Genomic DNA, 20,399 nt, shown 5'->3' on the forward strand with positions numbered 1-20,399 from the left:
TTCACTCGGTCGTCTCCGTCGGTGTGGGCGCAGCGCCGTTCCGGTCGCGCAGCAGCCAGGCCAGCACGATGGTCGCCACCACGGCGATCGCGGTGGCGAAGTAGGTCAGACCCGGCAGGAGCGGCACCAGGACGAAGGTCACGGCGGCGCCGACGCCGAGCGCGATCGCGGTCGTCCGCGGCGCCTTCATCGAGACGATGACCTGCAGCAGCACGGCACCGAACACGGCGGGCAGGATGTAGGTGCGTGCCACGGCGATCAGCTCGACCGGCATCACCGACACCAGCCACGTGCCGAGCGCTCCCACCAGCACCACGAGCGTGACGAGGTGCACGAGCACCGCCCCGATGATCGCCGACCCGGCGATGAGCTCGGCCCGGCGGGAGCCGGGCTTCTCGTCCAGGTTCGCCTGGGCCACGATGGCCGCCGGCAGCAGCTTGTTGCTGATATTCCCGATCATGAACGCCTGGTACATCGCCGAGCGGCCCAGGATCGGGAAGTACGAGATCGGCTCGATCACCGCGATGATCGCGAAGGTCGCCAGGACCGCACCGGCGGCGGTCCACAGCTCGCCGCCGGTGATGCCGAGGCCGGACCAGAAGACGACGTAGAGGGCGGCGGTCAGCGACACGAGCAGCCCGGCGCCCATCGTGATCGGGCCCCAGAGCGACGTGGTGCGATCGAAGCGGCGGAGTCCTTCGGCGGCGGAGGTGGAGGAAGCGGTCATCGTCGTCGTCCTTTCCGGATCAGGCCAGCGCGCCGGTGCCGGCGGCGAGGGCGAAGGCGGCCGCGAGCGAGGCGACGACCGAGATCCCCAGCCCCCACTCGCGCAGCCAGGGGGTGTCGAGCCGGCGGGCCAGGAACAGGCACACCGCCATGACGGCGGCCGACACGACGAGGGTGACGACGTGCACGGACGACTTGAGGGTCTCCTGGAGGGTGAGGGTGAGGAATGCGCCGAGCAGCGCGGCGCCGGGGACGATGGTCATCACCGCCGGGTTCACGCGGCGCAGCGACACGTCGCCCCTCGCGAGCACCGGCGTCAGCACGAGGGTGGTGATCATCCACACGAGACCGCCGATGGTCATGGCCGCGAAGCAGATCGCGAAGACCTTCTGCGTGTAGCTGGGGCCGCCGAGCTCGGCCCCCTGGGTGCCCGCGGCGATGCCGGCGGCGGCCACCTCGTAGGCCGCCGAGCCCACGAGCCCGATGCGGGTGAGGACGGCGGGCGTGCCGAACAGCGGCAGCAGCGAGACGGCCACGAGCACGACGGCGAGCGAGGGGCCGATGGCGGCGACGGCGCCCGTGCGCACCGAACGCGTGATCTCCGCCTGGGTGAGGTCGGCGGCCGAGGCGGCGGCACGGATCGCCCGCAGGTAGATGACCGACTGCACGACGATCACCGCGAAGACGCCTGCGGCGCACGCCCAGAGCACGGGGGACTGGGCGAGTGCGGCGATGTCGGTGGATCCTGGATCGAAGAGGGGACGGATCATGGCGGCTCCCGGGTGGACGGATCGGACGCGGCGGCACCGAATCAACCAGAAGTTGCGCCGATGCCTTGCCTATGTCCATATGGTGCACCTGTCGGCGTTACGCGTGCATTAATTTCCGAGCGCCCGGATGTTTCGCGCTTCCGCCCGGCCTGTGGGCGCGGCGGCGAGGTGCCGGTGCGGCGGGGCGGCGGTGTGGCGGGGTGCCGGTGTGGCGGGTGCCGGCGTGATGGGGTGTCGCCGGCTCAGGCGCCGGGCGCGGCGTCGAAGCCGAGGCTCAGTCGTCGCAGCAGGGTCGCGAGGCGGTCCCGCTCGCTCGCCGTGAGACGGCGCAGCAGCTCGGCCTCGGCGTCCATCAGGCGGGTGATCGCGGCATCCACGCGCACCTGGCCGTCGTCGGTGAGGGTCACGAGCACGCTGCGACCGTCGCCCGGGTCGGCCTCCCGGCGCACGAAACGCCGCCCGACGAGTCGATCGATGCGGTTCGTCATGGTGCCGCTCGACACCAGGGTCTGCTGCAGCAGCTGCTTGGGGCTGAGCTGGAACGGCTCGCCCGCGCGCCGCAGCGCCGAGAGCACGTCCCACTCCCACGGCTCGATGTCGGTGCGGCGGAACGCGTCGCGTCGCGCGCGATCGAGATGGCGCGACAGGCGGTCGACCCGCGAGAGCACCTCCATGGGCGAGAAGTCGAGGTCGGGACGCTGGCGCGCCCACGCGTCGACGATGCGATCGACCTCGTCCGTCTCGGATGCCATGGTCCGAGTCTAGGGACGGGCGGGTGAGAGACTGGAAGCGCGACCGCCGGGCCCGGCCGTCGCGGTCCGCCATGGTGTAACGGCAGCACGACAGCCTTTGGAGCTGTGAGGACCAGGTTCGAATCCTGGTGGCGGAGCATGACGCACAACGAGGGATCGTCGAACGACCTGGCCATCGTGATCCTGGCCGCGGGCCAGGGGACCCGGATGCGCTCGTCCCTGCCGAAGGTGCTGCACCCGATCGGGGGGCGGTCCCTGCTCGGGCACGTGGTGAACATCGCCGAGACGCTGCCCGCCACCAGCATCCGCGTGGTGGTGCGTCACGACAAGGAGCGCATCCTCGAGGCGTTCGCGGACACCCCCGGCGTCGAGTTCGTCGAGCAGGACGAGGTGCCCGGCACCGGGCGCGCGGCGCAGGCGGGCGTCGAGAGCCTGCCGGCGGGCTTCGACGGCGACGTTCTGATCCTCAGCGGCGACGTGCCGCTGCTCGAGGCGGAGACGATCGGCGCGATGCTCGACGACCATCGTCGCGCGGCCGCCGACGCGACCCTGCTGAGCGTCACCCTCGCCGACCCCACGGGGTACGGCCGCGTGATCCGCGGTGGGGACGGCCTCGTCGCACGCATCGTCGAGCACAAGGACGCGTCCGACGACGAGCGCGCGGTGCGAGAGGTGAACTCGGGGGTGTACGTCTTCCGGGCGGGCGCCCTGCGCGGCGCGCTCGGCGGTGTCGGCACCGACAACGCGCAGGGCGAGATGTACCTCACCGACGTCGTGCACGTGCTGCGCGCGGAGGGGCGCACGGTCGCGGCGCGGATCGCCGACGACCCGGCATCCGCGCTCGGCATCAACGACCGCGTGCAGCTGTCCGAGGCCGCCGCGATCCTGAACGCGCGGATCGTGCGCCGCTGGCAGCGCGAGGGAGTCACGGTCCAGGACCCGGCGACCACGTGGATCGACGACACCGCGACGCTGGCGCAGGACGTCACGCTGCTGCCGAACACGCACATCCTCGGCGCCACCTCCGTCGCCGAGGGCGCGACCGTCGGCCCCGACACCTCGCTCGTCGACTGCGAGGTGGGGGAGGGCGCCACCGTCCGTCGCGCCGACGCGACGCTCGCCGTCATCGGCGCCGGTGCGACGGTCGGCCCGTACGCCTATCTGCGGGCGGGCGCCGAGCTCGCGGCGGGCGCGAAGGTCGGCACCTACGTGGAGGTGAAGAACTCGCGGATCGGCGAGGGCAGCAAGGTGCCGCACCTGTCCTACGTGGGCGACACGACCATCGGGCGCGGCGTGAACCTGGGCGCCGGCGCGATCACCGCGAACTACGACGACATCGCCAAGCACCGCACCGAGATCGGCGACGAGGTGCACACCGGCTCGCATAACGTCTTCGTCGCTCCCGTTAGGATTGAGGCCGGCGCGAAGACCGGAGCCGGCGCCGTCATCCGCAAGGACGTCCCTGCCGGCGCTCTGGCCCTGAGCGTCGCCCCTCAGCGGAACATCGAGGGCTGGGTGGAGAAGAACCGAGCGGGCACCGCGGCGGCCGAGGCCGCAGCGGGCGCACGCAGCGCAGAGAAGGCGGCCGATGGCGCGCAAGAGCAAGACGACCACTGACGACGAGCGCCAGAGGGGCATCGCCCCGGGAATCGTCGCGAAGACCAAGAAGCGCCTCGTCGTGGTCGCCGGCGGCTCGCACCCCGAGCTCGCTCATGCGATCGCCGCGCAGCTCGGCATCGAGGTCGCGCCCACCGAGCGGCGCACGTTCGCATCCGGCGAGATCTACACCCGCTTCGAGACCTCGATGCGCGGGGCGGACGTCTTCCTGATCCAGACGTTCGGATCCCCGGTCAACGAGTGGCTGATGGAGATGCTGATCATGCTCGACGCGCTCAAGCGCGCGTCGGCGAAGCGCATCACCGTGGTCGCGCCGTACTACCCGTACTCCCGCCAGGACAAGAAGGGCCGCGGGCGCGAGCCGATCTCCGCCCGCCTGGTGACCGATCTGATCGCGACGGCCGGCGCCGACCGCATCATGAGCGTCGACCTGCACGCCGCGCAGATCCAGGGCTTCTTCGACGGCCCCGTCGACCACCTGTTCGCCAAGCCGATCCTGGCGCGGTACTTCGCCGACTCGCTGCAGGGCGAGGACCGCGAGACGCTCACCGTGGTCTCGCCCGACATGGGCCGCGTGCGCGTCGCCGACACCTGGGCCGACGAGTTCGGCGCCCCGCTGGCGATCATCCACAAGCGCCGCGACCCGAAGGTCGCGAACCAGGTCACCGTCCACGACATCGTCGGCGAGGTCGCCGGTCGCACGTGCCTGCTCGTGGACGACATGATCGACACCGGCGGGACGATCGTGAAGGCGGCGCAGGCGCTGAAGGCGAACGGGGCCCGCAAGGTCATCGTCGCGGCGACGCACGCGATCTTCAGCGACCCCGCCGTCGAGCGGCTTCAGGACGAGGCGATCGACGAGGTCGTCGTCACCGACACCGTGCCGCTCGCACCCGAGCGCCGCTTCGAGACCCTGACGGTGCTGTCGTCGGCGCCGCTGCTCGGCCGCGCCATCCGCGAGGTCTTCGATGACGGATCCGTCACCAGCATGTTCGACGGGGCCGCCTGACCCCGGTTCCCGTCCGCGACGCGCCGTCTCCCTCCGGGGCGGCGCGTCGTCGTCTCTCCGACCGGAACTCGGGGGTGCGGCCACATCGAAGTCAGGTTAGGCTTACCTAACTGACTCGAAGGAGGCTGCCATGGAGAACGACCTGAGCCCCGACGCGCACTTCCTGCTCGTCGGCGACAGCACCGACCTGGGGGCGATCCTGGGCATCGTGGACCGTCTGCCCGTCAACGCGTTCGGTCAGATCTTCATCGAGGTCGCGTGCGACATGCAGATCCAGAAATGGGAGCTGCCGCCCTTCATGACGATCACGTGGCTGCGCCGCGACCTCGCCGCCGGCGGCTCGCGCTCCGTCGCCCCGCGGGGCGAGCTGATCGCGCGGGCGGTCGCCGGCTGGGCGGCCGAATGGCTGCCCGAGCGTCATGACGGCACCGAGCTGCCGCTCGTGCTGTGGATCGGCTGCGCAGCGAGCGCCGCGATGAACACGGTCTACCGCGACCTGGCCGAACGGGTCGACCACATCCACGTGCACCACCCGGGCGCCGGTCTGCGCTGACGCTCAGCCCCGGAACAGCGGCCACTGGGCCCCGGCCGCGTAGCAGGCCGCCACGAGGGCGAGAGTGGCGAGCACGACCAGCAGGTCGATCCACCCCATCCTGAGCGAGCCGAGGCGGATGTCGCGCCCGCGCCTGTCGATCGACGCGAACGTGAAGCCGCGCGCCTCCAGCGCCTCGACCGTCGTGCGCACCGACTTCGCCGTGTTGAGGAAGATCGGGTAGAACGCCTTCACCGCGATGGTCGCCCAGTGCACCAGGTGGCGCCAGCCGAGGAGACCTCCCGAGGCCGGCGGCGCCTGACGCAGGCGGTATCCCTCCAGCACGGTCGAGAACTCCTCGACCAGGATCGGCATCATCCGGTACCCGTAGCTGACCGCGAACGCGACGGCCGACGGGAAGCGCATGGCGAGCAGGGCATCGGACAGCTTCTCGGGATCCAGCGACACGAACGCCGCGAGACTCGCCAACGACAGCACGCCGAGCTTCAGCGTCACCTCCGTCAGCGCCACGAATGTCGTGAGATCGCCCCCGAACAGCGTGGCCGCCAGCACGAGGTAGACGAGCTCGAACCCGAGGCCGATCACGAACAGCCCGAGCACCAGCGGGCCGACCCGCGCGAGCGCGACCGCCGCGCTGGCGACGACGAACAGGCCGCCGACCACCGTGAGGTTGTGGGTGAACCACGGCGACAGCGCCATCAGCGCATACCAGCCGATCACCACGCGCGGATCCATCGCCGCGAAGAGACCGCCGCGGGTCGCGTAGGCGGTGCGGATCAGCTCCAGCTTGATCCATTCGACCGACAGCACGTCGTGCTGCTTGCGCACCAGGCTCATGCCGCAGCCTCCGCGGCCGGCGCGTCGAAGCGAGCGGCGAACTCGTCGACCGTGAGGGGCAGCGGCTCCATGCCGAGCGCCGCACCGAGCTGGGTGACCTGAGGAGGGACGAGCCGGGCCCGACTCAGCACGCTCCGGTCGGCGAAGAGCGTGCGCGGGGTCGTGTCCGCCACCACGACGCCCTCCTCGAGAGCGATGACGCGCGTCGCCCACTCCGCCACGAGGTGCATGTCGTGCGTCGCGACGACGGCGCAGGCGATCGACTCGGACAGCTCGGCGAGCATCGCGATGACGTCGTCGCGGCTGGCGACGTCGAGACTGGCGGTGGGCTCGTCGAGCAGGATCAGGCTGGGACGCATCGCGAGGCCGATCGCGAGCGTCGCGCGGCGTTGCTGGCCGCCGGACAGCGTCCGTCCGTCGCGGTCCGCGAAGGGGGAGAGCCTGACCCGAGCGAGGATGCGATCGACGAGCTCGTCAACGTCGGCGACGCCACGGCCGCGCGGGAAGAGCTCGACGTCCTCCCGCACGGAGGCCTTGAGGAACATCCGCTCGGGCTGCTGATAGAGGTAGGCGGCCCGCTCGGCGAGACGGTGGGCACGGTGGGAGCGCGTGCTGTCGCCGTCGAGCAGGACGTCGCCCTCGCGCGGCACCTGGATGCCGGCGAGCAGCTTCATGAGGGTGGTCTTGCCCGAGCCGTTGCCGCCGATCAGCGCGACGCGCTCGCCTTCGTGCAGGCGAAGGTCCAGCCGCCGGATGACGGGCTGCAGCCCGCCGCCGACGGTGCGGTAGCCGTGGCTGACCGCGCGGGCCTCGGCGACCACGCGGCTCGCGGCCGTCGTCGCGGCAGTGAGCGGAGCAGCCGCAGGAGCCGCGACGGTCTGTCGAGTCGCGGCGGCGGACACCAGCGCGGCGGCCTCATCCACCGACCGGGGTGTGCCGGACACGCCGATCCGCCGGGTCGCCTCGACGATCTGCGGGGCGGGTATGCCGTGCTCGGCGAGCTCGCCGGCCCGCGCGAGCGCCTCGTGCGTCGGAAGGTGCCACACCGGGGCGCCCGTGCTCATCAGCACGACGGACGTCGCGTACTGCGCGATGAACTCCGCGTGGTGCTCGATCACGACGACGGTGATGCCGTGGTCGCGGTTCAGTCGCCGGAGGCTCTCGTACACCTCGTGCGCCGATGCCGGGTCGAGCTCGGCGACAGGCTCGTCGACGACCAGCAGGCCGGGACGCAGCGCGAGGACGGAGGCGAGCGCCGCCCGATGCGCCTGGCCGCCGGAGAGCTGCCACACGAACCTCTCCGCGAGGTGCTCGATGCCAAGCATGTCCAGAGCTGCCGCCGTGCGCAGACGGTGGTCCTCCTGTCCGAAGTTGATCGGCCCGAACGCGACCTCGTCGCGCACCGTCGGACGGACGAGCTGGTTCTGGAAGTCCTGGTACACGTAGCCGACCCGGTGCGACAGCGCGGCGACCGACGACTCCCACGTGTCGACGCCGTCGACGCGCACCGTGCCCGCGAACTCGCCCGACCAGTAGTGGGGTACGAGCCCGTTGAAGGTCTTGCACAGGGTGGTCTTGCCCGAGCCGTTGCCGCCGACGACCGCGACGAAGTCGCCGTGCTCGATACGCAGGTCGACGTTGCGCAGCGTGTCGCTCGACGCCCCTGGGTAGCGGAAGCTCAGGTGCTCGATCTCGACCATGGGCGCGGTCTTCGGATCGGTGGTCACAGCGGTGTTCACAGGGTCTCCTGGGTCGATGCGGACGTCAGCGGCTCGCGCGGCGTCGCCGCCAGACGGCGAAGAGGACGGACGCGATCGTGAGCACGATCACGAGGGCCCCCACCGCCACCCAGAGGAACGTGTCTCCGAACCGGTCGCGGAAGTCCGGCTCGAACGCTCCCACCGACACGTCCCATGCCTCCAAGAACGAGAAAACGAACGACACGACGCCCGCCAGCACCGCGACGACGACGAACCACGCCGCCCGCGGGGCCGCGCCGGCGAAGGGCTGTCCCGCCTCCCGGGGCCGCATGCCGAGCAGCGGCTCGATCCGTCCGTGCAGCGCCGGGACCAGCCACATCGCGGGGATCGCGCCGAAGAGGATGCCGGAGATCACCACGTCGATGCCGAAGCCGATGCCCTCCAGCAGAAGGATCGACTGGGGCAGGCCCTCGACGAACTCGGCGTCCTCGACGCCGACCCACACCTTCGCCACGTCGACGGTGGCGGAGAGGAACTTGTCGATCACGACGATCAGCACGGCGCCGACGAAGATCTGCGCTCTGCTGCGCGGATTGCGGACGGCGGAGCCGGCGATGAAGATCGCGAGGAACATCTGGATGAAGCCCTCGACCTCGGACAGACCCGAGAAGTCGCCCATCAGGAGGTCGGTGAAGACGATCTCGCCGAGCGGCGCGCCGAGCGCGACCCAGAACGGGCTGAGCAGTGCGGCGAGAGTGATCGGGATGAACACGAAGTAGCTCACCGAGAGGTCGACCGGTCCGACGGTCACGTCGGGGATGATCTCCAGGACGATGTTCGACAGCCCGAACAGGGCCATCGAGAGCACGAAGATCATCAGGTTCTGAGGCGTCGACAGGGTGGGGCCGGCGGTGCCGCGAAGGGCGCCGAGGCGCTCATCGGCCTGGGTGGTGGTCATGCGGTTTCCTTTGTGGTGCGTGGGATGGGGGATCAGGCGGGGACGGCCGCTCGCGCGCCGGAGTCGGCGCGCATCAGCCGGAGGAGGTCGGAGGCGCCGTCGACCGCGTGCGTCGTCTGCCCGGCCTGGACGGAGGCGTCGACGGAGGCGTCGTCCGTGCTGCCGCCTCGCACGATGACGCGATGGGCGATGCCGAAGGCGCGGGCGGCGGCGGCGTCGTTCGCCGGCTTGTCGCCGTAGAACCAGACGCGTGCCGGGTCGGCGTCGGCGATGCGCAGCGCCTCGGCGACGATCCGGGGGTCTGGCTTGCGGTGCCCGTTCTCGTCCGAGCAGACGTACGCGCCGATCAGGCGATCGAGGCCGTGCTCGGCGCACTCGTCGCGGACGGCGCGCCCGCTGATCGTGTTCGACACGACGACCACGGGAAGGCCCGCGTCGCGGCAGTGCTCGAGCAGCTCCCGCACGCCCGGACGCAGCGTGCGGCGGCTCTTGGCGCGTCCGAGACGGTAGGTGAGGTCGTGCGCCTCGGCCTCCAGGACGGCGCGCTGGCGAGGGGTCAGCCCGGCGCCGACGAGGTCGCGCCACAGCTCGACGGGGGTGATCTCCCGGTTGGCGCCGCCCGCGTCGAGCTCCGAGCGCGCGTGTCGCTTGAGGTCCTTGTGGCGTGCGCGACCGGCGTGGACGAGCGCCAGCGCGTCGGCGGGGGTCACCGCCGCGTCCTCCCCGTCGAGCAGCCGAGACAGGTGCGCGCCGAACTCCGCGAGGGACTCCTCGTCGCGCTCCGAGGTCGAGATCACGCCGCCGTGGTCGATCAGCAGGGCGCCTCGGCGCGGCGCCGGTGCCGGCGCCGGCTCGGTGAGGGGGCCGGGCGTCGACGCTGCCAGTGCCTCGTGCAGACCGGCGGGCGTGGCGAAGACGGCGTCCGCCTCGTCTACGACCGCGAACGGCGGGCTGTCGGTGTGCTGGCTCGTCGTGAGCACGACGGCCCCGACGCCGGCACGGCGCCCGGCGACCACGTCACGATCCTGCGTGTCGCCGACATACCAGGCCTCTTGGGGCGCGACGCCGAGCGCCGCGCAGGCCAGGTCGATCATCCCCGGGTGGGGCTTGCGCATGCCGACCTCGTCCGAATAGACCTGCGCCGCGAAGGCGTCGGCGAGGCCGTGCGCCTCGAGGAGCTGCCGGTGACTGCGCCCGGAGTGGGCGTTCGACACGATCCCGAGCGGGATGCCCCGTCGCTGCGCCTCTGCGAGGAGCGCACGGATCCCGGGGCGGACGGTGTGGACCGACAGGGTCACGTTGAGCTCCGCCAGGACCTCGGGCGCCTCGGCGACCAGCACGGCCCGTGCGGCGGGAGGCAGGTCGGCGGCGAGGAAGTCGCCGACCACCTCTCGGTGCCCCATCTCGCGCGGCTCCAGGCGTCGGCTCGAGGCGTGCTTCCAGTGCTTGAGCGCGGCCAGGCCCGCGTCGAGGGAGCCGCGCAGGACAGCGGCGGGGACGGGGGACCCCGCTCGCGCGAGCCGGTCGGCGAGCGACGCGGCGAGCTCGTCGCGCCCCTCCGGCCGCTTGGCGGTCTGGAAGAGCACTCCTCCGAAGTCGAGCAGGAGGGCGCGGGGCGCGGTGCGCAGGGCGATGGGGAGCAACGGGAGCCTCTCGTACGGGCGGGACGCGTCGAAGCTATGGCTCGTGGCTGTCCGGCCGCCCACGCGGGGGTGAACGCACCTGGAACGCTCCAGCTGGAATGGGCTGGAACGTTCGTGCGCCGGGTAGAACGGACGTGTGGAACGCCGCCGGGACCGATCGCCGACCATCGTGGACGTCGCCCGGGAGGCCGGGGTCTCGAAGTCCCTCGTGTCGCTCGCCATCCGCGGCGAGGCGGGCGTCGGCGAGGCCAGCCGCGAGCGGATCCTCGATGCGGCGCGGCGACTCGGCTACCGCTCGAACTCCTGGGCCCGCTCGCTCGCCCGGGGCCGCAGCCAGCTCGTCGGGGTGCTGGTCAACGACCTGCGCAGCGGCTACTACGTCGACGTGGTGAGGGGCATCGAGGACGCGGCGCAGCGTGCCGACCTCCGCGTGGTGCTCGGCGAGGGACGGCGGGATCCCGCGATCACCGGGGCGCGGATCGCGCACCTTCAGCAGCTCGGGGTCGACGGCCTCGTGGTGATCTCGGGCCGTGTCGACCCGCAGACGCTCGCCCAGGCGGCGGCGCTGTGCCCGGTCGTCGTCGTGGGTCGTCCGCCGGAGGTGCCGGTCGCCGCCGCACAGGTGTCGAACGACGATCGCGCGGGCGCGCGCCTGGCGATCCGGCATCTGGTCGCGCTCGGCCATCGCCGGATCGCGCATCTGACGGACTCGACGCGGCCGGCGGCATCAGACCGGCGCGATGCCGTCCTCGCCACCCTGGAGGAGTTCGGACTGGGCACGCGCGGACGCGTCGTGTCGGCGGACGGCGCGGGCCGGCTGGCGGCCGCCGTCGCCGCGCGTGATCCGGACGCCCCGACTGCGGTGTTCGCCCGCAACGATCGCACGGCCGTCCGGCTGCTGGGCGCGGCGATCGATGCGGGCCTGCGGGTGCCCGAGGACCTGAGCCTCATCGGCTACGACAACACGGACGTCGCCGGGATCGTCCGTCCGACGCTGACGAGCGTCGATCAGCCGCGGCTCGCGATGGGCGAGCTCGCGATGGAGCTGCTGACCGAGCTGTCGGCGGGCGCGGCGCCGCGCAGGGAGGTCGTCCGGCCCGAGCTGGTCGTGCGTGCCTCGACCGCGCCGGCGCCGGGATGGAGCAGCCCCGGCGCCCGGCCCGACTGATCGGAGGTGGTCAGGACGGGTCGACCGGCTTCGCGGGCAGAGAGACCTCGAACGTGGTGTCGCCGGGGGTGCTCTTCACGCGGATCTCGCCGTGGTGGGCGTCGACGATCGCCTTGACGATCGCGAGGCCCAGACCCGTGCCGCCCGTGGCGCGGGCGCGGGAGCGGTCGCCTCGGGCGAACCGCGTGAACAGCTCGCCCTGCAGGCTCGGGTCCACACCCGGTCCGTCGTCGTGCACGCGCAGGATCGCGCGCGTCGCGCTGCCCGTGCCCTCGTGCGTCAGGGAGGCGGTCACGGTCGTGCCGGCCGGCGTGTGCGTGCGCGCGTTCGCGAGCAGGTTCACGATGACCTGGTGCAGGCGTGCGGCGTCTCCCGCGACGACGACCGGCTCCTCGTCGACCTCGACCCGCCAGGCGTGGTCGGTGCCGGCGACGCGCTGATCGGCGACCGACTCGACGACGATCGGCGTCAGGTCGACTGCGCCGTAGACGAGCTCCTGGCCCTCGTCGAGGCGGGCGAGCAGCAGCAGGTCCTCGACCAGGCCGGTCATCCGCATCGACTGCGCCTGGATGCGCTCCAGTGACTGGCCCGTCGTGTCGCTGAGGGACGGGTCGCGCAGCGACAGCTCCGAGTACCCGCGGATGGAAGCCAGGGGAGTGCGCAGCTCGTGGCTCGCGTCGGCCACGAAGCGTCTCATCCGCTCCTCGTTGCGCTGGCGCGCGTCCAGGGACGCGTCGACATGGTCGAGCAGGGTGTTGAGCGCGGCGCCCACCTGGCCGATCTCGGTGTCGGGATCCGCCTGATCCGCGGGCACGCGCTCGTCGATCGAGACGGACCCCTGATCGAGGGGCTGACGCGCGACACGCTGGGCGGTCTCCGCGACGGCGCGCAGCGGCTTGAGGCCCTGCCGGATCACGATGGTGATGGCGGCGCCGAGGACGAAGAGCCCGGCGGCGGTCGTGAACGTGATCGTGGTGAGGAGCTGCCCGATCGTCGAGCGCACGTCGTCCGTCGACTGCCCCATCGCGGCGGAGCCGCCTCGGATGCTGTCGATCTGGACGCGGTACTCGCCGAGGTCGCTCAGGCTGAGCGTGAACGTGTCGGGCCCGTGGCGGGAGATGTTCAGGTCCTCCAGCTGCGCGTCCGTCAGCCGGCGCACGTCATAGTGCGAGTCGATGTAGGCGCCGGTGCGCGCGCCGTCTTCGGTCTCCAGGATCAGGATCGTGCCGCGGTATGCGGGGATCTGCCGCAGCACGGCGGCGGCGTCCGCGGTCGCGTCGACGGCCTGCAGGAACTGGTGCGACTCGGTGACCGAGCTGCGCACCTGCTGCGACAGCCGCTCCTCGAGCACGTTGTTGAGCACCACGCTCGTGACGGCGGCGACGACCACGAAGATGAGCGACACGAACCCGAAGACGGTCAGCATCAGGCGCGCCTGGAAGGACAGCGGCCGCATGCGGCGGCGGGCGGGCGCCTCGGGCGGCACCTCGTCGACGGTCGCGTCGGGCGACGTCACTGGGGCGCCTTGATCATGTAGCCGACGCCGCGCACGGTGTGGATGAGGGGCTCGCGGCCGGCATCGATCTTCTTCCGCAGGTAGGAGATGTAGAGCTCGACGACGCTCGAGCGCCCGCCGAAGTCGTAGCTCCAGACGCGGTCGAGGATCTGCGCCTTCGACACCACGCGGCGCTGGTTGCGCATGAGGAAGCGGAGCAGCTCGAACTCGGTCGCCGTGAGCTCGATGTCGGTGCCGTCGCGCTCGACCTCGTGGCTGTCCTCGTTCAGGCTGAGATCGCCCACCCGCAGGATGGGCTCCTCCTCGGCGGCGTGAGCGGTGCCCGAACGGCGCATCAGGGCCCGGAGGCGCGCCACCACCTCCTCCAGGCTGAACGGCTTCGTGACGTAGTCGTCGCCGCCGGCCGTGAGCCCCGCGACCCGGTCGCCGACCGCGTCCTTGGCGGTGAGGAAGAGCACCGGCACGTCGTCGCCCGCCTGGCGCAGGCGCTGCAGGACCGCCATGCCGTCCAGGTCGGGCATCATGATGTCGAGCACGAGCGCGTCGGGGCGGAACTCCTTGGCGGCGGTCAGCGCCTCGAAGCCGCTGGCGGCGGTGCGCACCTGCCAGCCCTCCATCTTCAGCGCCATCGCCAGGAGGTCCGTGAGCATCTGCTCGTCGTCGACGACGAGGACGCGGACGGGAGTCCCGTCGGCATGGACGAGGGCGGGGGCGTGGTGCGCGGGGGTGGGCTGCGAGGCGGTCATGGCATCCATTGTGCGCTCAAAGCTATGAGCTTTCTATGGGGCCTCCTATGTGTGCGATGAGAATGCCGCCCGGCGGACATAGCGATCTCATACGTCCTCCCGACGATTCGCCTCAGACCCGTTCCTAGCGTCGATCCGACGGCCGGCATCCGCGGCCGAGAGGAGACCCATGTACTGGACCTATCTGCGGCGCGAACTGGCCGGCCGCAAGAAGCAGACGATCATCGTCGCGTCGGGACTCGCGATAGCGATCGCGCTCGTCATCATCGTGAACGCGCTCGCCGCGGGCGTCCGCGACGCGCAGAGCACCGCGCTCGCCTCCGTCTACGGGGTGGGCACCGACCTCACCGTCACCGGCGCGCAGGCCGAGCCCGGCGAGGGCGGCGGGCGCCCGTCGTTCGAGTTCGGAGAGGACGGCGGCACCACGAACGACGACGGCTCCACGTCGCTCAGCCAGTCCCGCCTGTCGACCGACATGATGCGGGGCACCCTCGATGCCGCCACACTCGACACCGTCACCGCGATCGACGGCGTCGCGCAGGCGTCCGGCGCGCTGAGCCTCACCAACACCACGTTCGACGGTGAGCTGCCGCAGATGTCAGGCACCGAGGGCGCCGAGGGGCAGATGCCCGAGGGCGGTCCCGCCGGCGGCGCTGGTGGCGAGGGCGGCGAGGGCGGCGGCTTCGGCGGCGGCCAGTTCGACGTGGACTCCTTCACGGTGCTCGGCATCGAGCCCGCCGACGCCACGGCCGGCGTCGGCCCGCTCTCCTCGGTCGAGCTCGTCGACGGGCGCCTGCTCGAGGCGGGCGACGCCGGCACGGACGTCGCAGTGCTCGACGAGACGTACGCCACGAGCTCCGACCTGGCCGTGGGCGACACGATCGACGTCGGCGGCACCGAGGTCGAGGTCGTCGGCATCGTCGCCTCCTCGTCCTCCGAGGCCGACACGGCGGCGAACGTCTACATCCCTCTCGACGTCGCGCAGGACATCTCGGGCGCCGGCGACGTCGTCTCGACCGTCTACGTGCAGGCGTCCTCGTCGGACGCCATCTCGAGCGTGCAGAGCGCGCTGGAGGAGGCGCTGCCCGACACCACCGTGAGCTCGCAGTCCGACCTGGCGTCGAGCGTGTCGGGATCGCTGTCGAGCGCCTCGTCGCTCATCACGAGCCTCGGCACGTGGCTGTCGATCATCGTCCTCGCCGTCGCGGTCGCCCTGGCGGTGCTGTTCACCATCTCCGGCGTCTCCCGGCGCACACGTGAGTTCGGCACCCTGAAGGCCATCGGCTGGTCGAACGGGCGCGTCATCGGTCAGGTGGCGGGCGAGTCGGTCGTGCAGGGCGTGATCGGCGGCGTGATCGGCCTCGCCATCGGCCTCGCGGGCGTGATCGCGATCAACGTCATCCAGCCGACCATCTCGACGACGTCCGGCGGCGACTCCGCCCAGGGCGGCATGCCGGGCGGCGCCGGCGGGCCGGGCGGCGGCTTCGGCCAGGTCGCCCAGGCGGCGACCGACATCACCCTGACGGCCCCCGTCTCGGTGACCGTGATCCTCGCCGCGGTGGGGCTCGCGATCGCCGGCGGACTGGTGGCCGGCGCGTTCGGCGGATGGCGCGCGGCCCGGCTGAGCCCCGCCGAGGCGCTGAGGTCGGTCGCGTGAGCCGCGGGGGAGCGCTCCGCCGGCAGGGGAGCGGCACATCAGCACGTGTCACATCAGCACGTGTCACATCAGTACATGGCGCATCAGGGCAGGGCGCCGAACACAAGGGAGAACGGGAATGAGCATCGTGGAAGCGCACGAGGGCGTCGCCGAGCAGGGCGCGGGGCCGGCGTATCGGATCTCCGGCGTCACCAAGACGTACCGGCAGAAGGGACGTGAGGTGAAGGCGCTCGCGGGGGTGGACGTCGAGATCGCCCAGGGCGACTTCGTCACCATCCAGGGACCGACCGGTGGCGGGAAGTCGACGTTCCTGCAGATCCTCGGTGCCCTCGACCGGCCGACCGACGGGACGGTGCTGCTGGCCGGCAGCGACATCGCCCGGGCGTCCAACGCCGAGCTGGGCCGGCTGCGCGCCCACGACATCGGCTTCGTGTTCCAGGGCTTCAACCTGATCCCGACGCTGACGGCCGCCGAGAACGTCGACATGGGGCTCGAGCCCCTCGGCCTCGTCGCGGACGAGCGGTCGCGTCGCGTCTCGGAGGCGCTCGCCCACGTGGGCCTCGCCGAACGCGGCGACCACCGGCCGAGCGAGCTGTCGGGAGGTCAGCAGCAGCGCGTGGCGATCGCGCGCGCGATCGCGAAGCGGCCGAAGGTGCTGCTGGCGGACGAGCCGACCGGCAACCTCGACGAGAGCATGCGCGACGAGATCCTGCAGGTGCTGCAGGCGCTCAACGACGAGGGGCTCACCCTCATCGTCGTCACGCACGACTCGGCCGTCGCCCGCCGCGCGAAGCGCCGCCTGCGTCTCGACAAGGGCGTGGTCCGCGAGCTCGCCTGACCCCGCCGACGCAGAGAGGCCGCACCCGAAGGGGTGCGGCCTCTCTGCGATCACCTGCGAGGCGTCAGTGCGTGTCCTCGGCCTCGATCTCGGTGCGGTCTCCCGACCACAGCGTGTGGAACGTGCCCGGCTTGTCGATGCGCTTGTAGGTGTGCGCGCCGAAGAAGTCGCGCTGTCCCTGCACGAGCGCCGCCGGCAGGCGATCGGCGCGGATGCCGTCGTAGTACGCCAGCGACGACGAGAACGCGGGCGAGGGGATGCCGGCCTGCGTCGCCGCGACCACGACGCGGCGCCACGCCGCCTGGCCCGAGGTGAGCGCCTCCGCGAAGTACGGCGCGGTCATCAGCACGGGCAGGTCAGGGGTCTCGGCGTACGCGTCGGCGATCCGGTTGAGGAACTGCGCGCGGATGATGCAGCCCGCGCGCCAGATCTTCGAGATCGCGCCCAGGTCGATGTTCCAGCCGTACTCCGCAGCGCCCGCGCGGATCTCGTCGAACCCCTGCGAGTACGCCACGATCTTCGAGGCGAAGAGCGCCTGGCGCACGTCCTCGATGAACGCGTCGGCGTCCGCGACGCGGAAGTCCTCGTCCGGTCCGGGGAGCGACGCGGCGGCCTCGCGCTGCTCCGGGTGCGACGACAGCGAACGCGCGAACGTCGCCTCCGCGATGCCGGACACGGGCACGCCGAGCGACAGCGCGGTCTGCACGGTCCAGGCACCGGTGCCCTTCGCGCCCGCCTGGTCGAGGATCACGTCCACCAGCGGACGGCCCGTCGCGGCGTCGACCTGACGCAGCACCTCGGCGGTGATCTCGATCAGGTACGACTCGAGCTCGCCGGTGTTCCACTCGGCGAAGATGTCGGCGATCTCGGCCGGGGTCTTGCCCGTGCCGCGGCGGATCAGGTCGTACGCCTCGGCGATGAGCTGCATGTCGGCGTACTCGATGCCGTTGTGCACCATCTTGACGAAGTGGCCCGCGCCGTCGGTGCCGACGTGCGTGACGCAGGGCTCGCCGTCGGGGGCGACCGCGGCGATCGAGCGCAGGATCGGGCCCAGCGTGACCCAGGACTCCTCGGGGCCGCCCGGCATGATGGACGGGCCGGTGAGGGCGCCCTCCTCGCCGCCGGAGATGCCGGCGCCGACGAAGTTGATGCCGGTCTCGCGCACCGCCTTCTCGCGGCGGATGGTGTCGGTGAACAGCGCGTTGCCGCCGTCGACGATGATGTCGCCGGGCTCGAAGACCTCCGTGAGGGCCTGGATCACCGCGTCGGTGCCGGCGCCGGCCTTGACCATGATGATCGCGGTGCGCGGCTTCGCCAGGCTCGCGGCGAACTCCTCGTAGGAGTAGGCCGGCACGAACTGCGCCTCGGGGTGGTCGGCGAGCAGCTGGTCGGTCTTCTCGCGGCTGCGGTTGTAGATCGCCACGGTGTTGCCCTCGCGGCTCGCGAGGTTGCGGGCGAGGTTCGAGCCCATCACGGCGAGGCCCACGACCCCGATGTTGGCGACGGCGACTCCGTTGTCGGAGGGGGCAGAGGTGTCGGACACGCGATCTCCTGTTGCAGCGGGAAAAGGTATGACTAAAGGCTAGTCCTTGCGGTAGCCCGAGCGACCGAGCGAGAAGAAGGCGCCGACGACCAGGATGGTGGCGGCGATGGACATGGCGGCGATGACGCCGGTGACGATGTGCGACGGATCGATCACAGGGGCTCTCCCGGGCAGGCGGACGGCGCCCGGAGGGGCCGTGCGGGGTGGTTTTCGCGCGCGGACCGCGCGTCACAACGCTACCCGCTCGTCGGGTAGGATGGGAAAACGACCTCGGCGAGGGCGAGCCGCGCATGCGTGCGGCAGCCGTTATCGACGCGGACGGGCCTCGTGGCTCTCCTCCCGCGTCTCGGATCAACGGCAGACGCCTGAGTCGAGAGAAGACACAGACCATCGCGTGATCGGCTCCCCGGCGCGCGTCCACGAGGAGACACACATGTCGGAGCAGAACACGCTCAGCGCCGAGGTGCGCACCCAGTTCGGCAAGGGCTTCGCCCGTCGCCTGCGCGCCGCCCACCAGATCCCCGCCGTCCTGTACGGCCACGGCACCGAGCCCGTGCACCTGGCGCTGCCCGGTCACGAGACCCTGCTGCTCGTGCGTCACGCCAACCCGATCGTCGAGCTGTCGTTCGAGGGCAAGACGCAACTCGCGCTCGTCAAGGACGTGCAGCGCGACCCGGTGCGCCAGGTCATCGAGCATGTCGACCTCGTCGTCCTGAAGAAGGGCGAGAAGGTCGTCGTGGACGTCCCCGTGCTCGTCGAGGGCGAGCCCTTCTCCGGCACGATCGCCACGCTCGACGCGACCACGCTCTCGGTCGAGGTCGAGGCGACCCACATCCCCGAGCACCTCGTCGTGAACGTCGAGGGCCTCGAGGACGGCACGCACATCACCGCCGGCGAGGTCGAGCTGCCCAAGGGCGCGGTCCTCGTGAGCGACACCGAGACGCTGGTCGTCGCCGTGTCGGTCCCGCAGCTGGACACCACGAGCGACGCCGAGGAGGAGGCCGCCGACGAGGAGGCCCCCGCCGAGGACGAGGCCGAGTCGGAGGAGGCCGCCGAGTAACACCGGCGAACCGACGAGAGAGGGGGCGCGAGCGATCGCGTCCCCTCTCTGCATGTCGACTGTCGACGGGACGCATCGGCGAGCACGTGTGAGCGCCCCCGCGCGGAGAGGATGGAGCCCATGGCGGACACCTGGCTGATCGTGGGGCTCGGCAACCCCGGCCCCCGATACGAGACGACCCGGCACAACGTCGGTCAGATGGTGATGGACGAGCTCGCCGGGCGTCGTGGCACGTCGTTCAAGCAGCACAAGGCGGGCGCCCGGGTCGCGGAGACCTGGCTGCGACCGGGAGCGGCGAAGCTCGTGATCGCGAAGCCGAACTCCTTCATGAACGTCTCGGGCGGCCCGGTCGCGAACCTCGCGCGCTTCTACGGCATCGGCCCGGAGCGGATCGTCATCGTGCACGACGAGCTGGACATCCCGTTCGACGCGCTGCGGCTCAAGTCGGGCGGCGGACACGGCGGGCACAACGGGGTGCGCGACGTCGCGAAGGCGCTCGGCACCCCGGACTTCGTGCGCGTCCGCGTCGGCATCGGCCGCCCGCCGGGACGGCAGGACCCCGCCGACTGGGTGCTGGACCCGTTCAGCGCGTCCGACCGTCAGACGCTGCCGATCCTCGTCTCCGATGCGGCCGACGCGGTCGAGCGGGTGGTCGAGCACGGCCTGACGGCTGCCCAGCAGGTCGTCCACGCCCCGAAGCCGTAAGCGCCCCGCCGGGCGGTCTCTGACCGGGGGCGGGTCAGACGGCCCCGGAGCCCGCGATGCCGGCGGTCACGGCGATCAGGGACGCGACCGCTGCCACGATCGGCCCGAGCGCGGCGATCACGATCGCGGCGATGCCGGCGCCGCGCCCGCTGTCGCGCGCTGCGGCGACGATGCCCTGGACGAGCGCCCAGATCCCGAGCACGGTGCCGGTCCAGCCGGCGACCTCGGCGACGAGCACCCACCCGCGCACCGGGGTGAGCACCTCGAGGCCCGAGGACGGCGAGACGTTCTGCAGCTGCGGTCCGACGCCGGCGCCGATCGCGCCGAGCGCGACGGCGAGAGCCGTGCTCGCGCCCACCGTGGCCAGCAGCGCCAGCGCCAGGGCGAGCCGCCCGAGCATCGCCGAGCGGCGAGGAGCCGGCGGCTGGACGAGCTGTGCGAAGCGCGGATCCTGCGGGGCGAGGTACGGCGCCTGGGGCGCCCCGTAGGGAGGGGCGGCGGGGCCCGCGGACCAGACGGGCGCGCCCGGAGGCGTCTGGCTGGGAGGCTGCGGTTCGCTCACGCCGCCATCGTATGACGTCTGCCGCGCACCCGCCGCGGC

The 20,399-nt window shown here is 71.9% G+C and carries 19 protein-coding genes and 1 tRNA gene; 9 read left to right on the forward strand and 11 right to left on the reverse strand.

Annotated features, from left to right (window positions below; translation table 11 throughout):
* Position 1 precedes the first annotated feature (1 nt).
* The 3 genes from K5S26_RS02360 to K5S26_RS02370 all read right to left on the reverse strand — a co-directional run bounded on the left by K5S26_RS02360 (position 2) and on the right by K5S26_RS02370 (position 2,248).
* Complete coding sequence (locus tag K5S26_RS02360) at positions 2–727, reverse strand: hypothetical protein (RefSeq protein WP_221855602.1); 726 nt, start codon at positions 725–727, stop codon at positions 2–4.
* 19 nt (positions 728–746) lie between these two features.
* Positions 747–1,496, reverse strand: coding sequence for a DUF5058 family protein (locus tag K5S26_RS02365; protein WP_221855604.1), 750 nt, complete (start codon positions 1,494–1,496; stop codon positions 747–749).
* A 242-nt stretch (positions 1,497–1,738) separates the two neighbouring features.
* Positions 1,739–2,248, reverse strand: a complete 510-nt coding sequence (locus K5S26_RS02370) for a MarR family winged helix-turn-helix transcriptional regulator (RefSeq protein ID WP_221855606.1) — start codon at positions 2,246–2,248, stop codon at positions 1,739–1,741.
* 65 nt (positions 2,249–2,313) lie between these two features.
* Between K5S26_RS02370 and K5S26_RS02375 the strand changes: the two genes are divergently transcribed.
* The 4 genes from K5S26_RS02375 to K5S26_RS02390 all read left to right on the forward strand — a co-directional run bounded on the left by K5S26_RS02375 (position 2,314) and on the right by K5S26_RS02390 (position 5,427).
* Positions 2,314–2,385 (forward strand) — tRNA-Gln (locus tag K5S26_RS02375).
* Between the two features lies 1 nt (position 2,386).
* Complete coding sequence (gene glmU, locus K5S26_RS02380) at positions 2,387–3,865, forward strand: bifunctional UDP-N-acetylglucosamine diphosphorylase/glucosamine-1-phosphate N-acetyltransferase GlmU (RefSeq protein ID WP_221855608.1); 1,479 nt, start codon at positions 2,387–2,389, stop codon at positions 3,863–3,865.
* Positions 3,837–4,874, forward strand: a complete 1,038-nt coding sequence (locus K5S26_RS02385) for a ribose-phosphate diphosphokinase (protein WP_221855610.1) — start codon at positions 3,837–3,839, stop codon at positions 4,872–4,874. Before glmU ends, K5S26_RS02385 begins: the two co-directional genes overlap by 29 nt.
* Before the next feature lie 130 nt (positions 4,875–5,004).
* Positions 5,005–5,427 (forward strand): SIP domain-containing protein, encoded by a 423-nt coding sequence (locus K5S26_RS02390; protein ID WP_221855611.1) that lies wholly within the window; start codon positions 5,005–5,007, stop codon positions 5,425–5,427.
* A gap of 3 nt (positions 5,428–5,430) precedes the next feature.
* Here K5S26_RS02390 and K5S26_RS02395 read toward each other — a convergent pair whose 3' ends face one another.
* Genes K5S26_RS02395 through K5S26_RS02410 form a run of 4 tightly spaced genes read right to left on the reverse strand, consistent with a single transcriptional unit; the run spans position 5,431 to position 10,565 of the window.
* Entirely contained in the window at positions 5,431–6,264 is an 834-nt protein-coding gene (locus tag K5S26_RS02395) for an energy-coupling factor transporter transmembrane component T family protein (RefSeq protein WP_221855613.1), read from the reverse strand.
* Positions 6,261–8,003, reverse strand: coding sequence for an ABC transporter ATP-binding protein (locus K5S26_RS02400; protein WP_308122721.1), 1,743 nt, complete (start codon positions 8,001–8,003; stop codon positions 6,261–6,263). Before K5S26_RS02400 ends, K5S26_RS02395 begins: the two co-directional genes overlap by 4 nt.
* 25 nt (positions 8,004–8,028) lie before the next feature.
* A complete protein-coding gene (locus tag K5S26_RS02405; RefSeq protein WP_221855615.1) occupies positions 8,029–8,922 on the reverse strand; it encodes a DUF8171 family membrane protein in 894 nt (297 codons plus the stop codon).
* A 32-nt stretch (positions 8,923–8,954) separates the two neighbouring features.
* Positions 8,955–10,565 carry an HAD-IA family hydrolase gene (locus tag K5S26_RS02410; RefSeq protein WP_221855617.1) on the reverse strand — a complete coding sequence of 537 codons (1,611 nt, stop codon included), beginning with the start codon at positions 10,563–10,565 and terminating at the stop codon, positions 8,955–8,957.
* A 136-nt stretch (positions 10,566–10,701) separates the two neighbouring features.
* On the opposite strand from K5S26_RS02410, the gene K5S26_RS02415 reads away from it, so the two are divergent.
* On the forward strand, positions 10,702–11,733 hold the full coding sequence (locus tag K5S26_RS02415) for a LacI family DNA-binding transcriptional regulator (protein WP_221855619.1): 1,032 nt from the start codon (positions 10,702–10,704) through the stop codon (positions 11,731–11,733).
* Positions 11,734–11,743: 10 nt separating this feature from the next.
* Here K5S26_RS02415 and K5S26_RS02420 read toward each other — a convergent pair whose 3' ends face one another.
* Positions 11,744–13,249, reverse strand: coding sequence for a sensor histidine kinase (locus K5S26_RS02420; RefSeq protein WP_308122722.1), 1,506 nt, complete (start codon positions 13,247–13,249; stop codon positions 11,744–11,746).
* Positions 13,246–13,995 carry a response regulator transcription factor gene (locus tag K5S26_RS02425; protein WP_221855621.1) on the reverse strand — a complete coding sequence of 250 codons (750 nt, stop codon included), beginning with the start codon at positions 13,993–13,995 and terminating at the stop codon, positions 13,246–13,248. The genes K5S26_RS02420 and K5S26_RS02425 overlap by 4 nt, the downstream gene beginning before the upstream one ends.
* A 169-nt stretch (positions 13,996–14,164) precedes the next feature.
* Here K5S26_RS02425 and K5S26_RS02430 point away from each other — a divergent pair, with 169 nt between their 5' ends.
* The gene (locus K5S26_RS02430; RefSeq protein ID WP_221855623.1) at positions 14,165–15,652 is read left to right on the forward strand and encodes an ABC transporter permease; all 1,488 of its coding nucleotides are present in this window, start codon (positions 14,165–14,167) and stop codon (positions 15,650–15,652) included.
* A 118-nt stretch (positions 15,653–15,770) separates the two neighbouring features.
* Positions 15,771–16,490 (forward strand): ABC transporter ATP-binding protein, encoded by a 720-nt coding sequence (locus tag K5S26_RS02435; protein ID WP_221855625.1) that lies wholly within the window; start codon positions 15,771–15,773, stop codon positions 16,488–16,490.
* A gap of 64 nt (positions 16,491–16,554) precedes the next feature.
* Here the strand turns inward: K5S26_RS02435 and gnd are convergent, their stop codons facing one another.
* A complete protein-coding gene (gene gnd, locus K5S26_RS02440; RefSeq protein ID WP_221855626.1) occupies positions 16,555–18,033 on the reverse strand; it encodes an NADP-dependent phosphogluconate dehydrogenase in 1,479 nt (492 codons plus the stop codon).
* A gap of 433 nt (positions 18,034–18,466) precedes the next feature.
* Between gnd and K5S26_RS02445 the strand changes: the two genes are divergently transcribed.
* Together K5S26_RS02445 and pth are read left to right on the forward strand one after the other, a co-directional pair.
* On the forward strand, positions 18,467–19,093 hold the full coding sequence (locus K5S26_RS02445; RefSeq protein WP_221855629.1) for a 50S ribosomal protein L25/general stress protein Ctc: 627 nt from the start codon (positions 18,467–18,469) through the stop codon (positions 19,091–19,093).
* Positions 19,094–19,213: 120 nt separating this feature from the next.
* Positions 19,214–19,798 carry an aminoacyl-tRNA hydrolase gene (gene pth / locus K5S26_RS02450; protein WP_221855631.1) on the forward strand — a complete coding sequence of 195 codons (585 nt, stop codon included), beginning with the start codon at positions 19,214–19,216 and terminating at the stop codon, positions 19,796–19,798.
* 34 nt (positions 19,799–19,832) lie between these two features.
* Here the strand turns inward: pth and K5S26_RS02455 are convergent, their stop codons facing one another.
* Positions 19,833–20,360 carry a hypothetical protein gene (locus K5S26_RS02455; protein ID WP_221855633.1) on the reverse strand — a complete coding sequence of 176 codons (528 nt, stop codon included), beginning with the start codon at positions 20,358–20,360 and terminating at the stop codon, positions 19,833–19,835.
* Between the last annotated feature and the right edge of the window lie 39 nt (positions 20,361–20,399).

It is taken from the genome of Microbacterium marinilacus (assembly GCF_019753765.1).
GTDB classification, from domain to species: domain Bacteria; phylum Actinomycetota; class Actinomycetes; order Actinomycetales; family Microbacteriaceae; genus Microbacterium; species Microbacterium marinilacus.

Excerpts from the sequence above, each read along its gene's own strand:
- K5S26_RS02390 (WP_221855611.1), top strand. The coding sequence starts at position 5,005 with ATGGAGAACGACCTGAGCCCCGACGCGCACTTCCTGCTCGTCGGCGAC.
- K5S26_RS02365 (WP_221855604.1), bottom strand. The coding sequence starts at position 1,496 with ATGATCCGTCCCCTCTTCGATCCAGGATCCACCGACATCGCCGCACTC.
- K5S26_RS02385 (WP_221855610.1), top strand. The coding sequence starts at position 3,837 with ATGGCGCGCAAGAGCAAGACGACCACTGACGACGAGCGCCAGAGGGGC.
- K5S26_RS02435 (WP_221855625.1), top strand. The coding sequence starts at position 15,771 with ATGAGCATCGTGGAAGCGCACGAGGGCGTCGCCGAGCAGGGCGCGGGG.
- K5S26_RS02360 (WP_221855602.1), bottom strand. The coding sequence starts at position 727 with ATGACCGCTTCCTCCACCTCCGCCGCCGAAGGACTCCGCCGCTTCGAT.
- K5S26_RS02395 (WP_221855613.1), bottom strand. The coding sequence starts at position 6,264 with ATGAGCCTGGTGCGCAAGCAGCACGACGTGCTGTCGGTCGAATGGATC.
- K5S26_RS02430 (WP_221855623.1), top strand. The coding sequence starts at position 14,165 with ATGTACTGGACCTATCTGCGGCGCGAACTGGCCGGCCGCAAGAAGCAG.
- K5S26_RS02445 (WP_221855629.1), top strand. The coding sequence starts at position 18,467 with ATGTCGGAGCAGAACACGCTCAGCGCCGAGGTGCGCACCCAGTTCGGC.
- K5S26_RS02425 (WP_221855621.1), bottom strand. The coding sequence starts at position 13,995 with ATGACCGCCTCGCAGCCCACCCCCGCGCACCACGCCCCCGCCCTCGTC.
- K5S26_RS02370 (WP_221855606.1), bottom strand. The coding sequence starts at position 2,248 with ATGGCATCCGAGACGGACGAGGTCGATCGCATCGTCGACGCGTGGGCG.
- pth (WP_221855631.1), top strand. The coding sequence starts at position 19,214 with ATGGCGGACACCTGGCTGATCGTGGGGCTCGGCAACCCCGGCCCCCGA.
- K5S26_RS02405 (WP_221855615.1), bottom strand. The coding sequence starts at position 8,922 with ATGACCACCACCCAGGCCGATGAGCGCCTCGGCGCCCTTCGCGGCACC.
- glmU (WP_221855608.1), top strand. The coding sequence starts at position 2,387 with ATGACGCACAACGAGGGATCGTCGAACGACCTGGCCATCGTGATCCTG.